The 1,528-nt window shown below is 37.6% G+C and carries 1 protein-coding gene; it reads right to left on the reverse strand.

The genetic code is table 11. From position 1 onward, the window contains the following. Positions 1–1,505, reverse strand: a 1,505-nt coding sequence (locus B5D20_RS13540) for a methyl-accepting chemotaxis protein (protein WP_078666714.1), incomplete at its 3' end; no start/stop codon positions are given. Positions 1,506–1,528 lie beyond the last annotated feature (23 nt).

Consider the following 1,528-nt stretch of genomic DNA (forward strand, 5'->3'; position numbering starts at 1 on the left):
GCTTTTGCCTGTTCACGGCTGGCTACAGATATCTGTTCTCCCATCTGTCTTACATGTGCTACCCGTTCCACAATAATTTTACTATCATTTGCCATTTGTTTTGCCATTTCTGCGAGAACCGCTGCACGATCATTAATTTGTTTGACTGAAGCAGTAATTTGAGTTGCACCTTTAGCCTGGTCTTCAATAGCGGTTTTTATATCCTCAACATGTCCAAGGGATTTGTTTAAAGTGTCTACTATTTGTTTTTCCATTTCATTACTTTTTTCCCCGGATTCGCGTGCCATCTCATACAACTTCTCAGTTTTGTTTGCTACACTATCTATAGCGTTCATTATTTGAGCTGCACCCTGAGACTGTTCATTCAATCCCTTAACGACTTGTTCACTCTGTTGTTGAATATTTATAACTGCATCACTGACCTGGCTAATAGCTTTTGATGTTTCTGACACTGCATTTACAATTTGTCCCATAAAATCTGCCGTTTGTTCCATATTCTTTTCTACCGAAATAATCACATCTCTTGTCATCGCCGCTTGATTTATACCTTCATCAACGGTTTTGACTCCCTCATTTATTGCTTTAACAGCATTACTTGATTCAGTTTGAATGTTTTTAATTAGTAAGACAATCTCTTTAGCGGCTTTAGCAGACCTTTCCGCAAGATTTCTCACTTCATCTGCTACAACCGCAAACCCTCTTCCATATTCACCGGCTCTTGCAGCTTCAATTGCAGCATTTAGGGCCAGTAAGTTGGTTTGTTCTGCGATGTCAGTAATCATATCAACAATTGTACCAATTTCATCACTTCTTTTACTTAATACACTCATAACTTGCGCTGCATTCATAACAACATTTTTTACCTGTTCATATCCTTCCAAGTTGCTGTTTACCGCATCTACTCCCTTTCTGCATAACTCAAGAGTTTGTTCTGCAAATTGATAAGTTTTCTGAGCATTGTTTTCTATATCGTAATTTGTAGCATTAACTTCTTCAAGAGCCGCAGACACTTCTTCAGTAGCTGCAGCAATAGTACTCATTGAAGCAGAAATATTATTTATAGCATTGTTCATCTGAATAATAGAAGTGCTAATGTTTCCGTTTTCTTGTTTTAAGTCCCCTGTAAGATCTATGACACTGTTCGATACCTCAATCACATCTTTAATTACTGACTCAATGTTACTTTTTGAATCAGTTAAATTTTTGTCCAACTCATTTGCCAAATAAATATTTTCTTCAAATGATTGCTCCATTTTTTCGATGTTAATCCTGATATTATCTGTGCTGGAATAAAGAGTATCTGTTTCGCTGGCAATATTGCTTGCAATTCTTGCTAAATTATTATTTAATGAGTCAATCTCATTTATGGAATCAGTCAAAGTCTGAATATCACTGGCAACTCCTTCAACTGAGGCACTCATCTCGTTGATGGCGCTGGTGATTTCTTCTGCTCCTGAGGCCAGCTCTGTTGCATTCTGAGCTACACCTTTTATCCCTTCTGCCATGCTGCTGTTAAGTTCCACTATCT

The sequence above is a fragment of the Carboxydocella sporoproducens DSM 16521 genome (assembly GCF_900167165.1).
Classification (GTDB): Bacteria; Bacillota.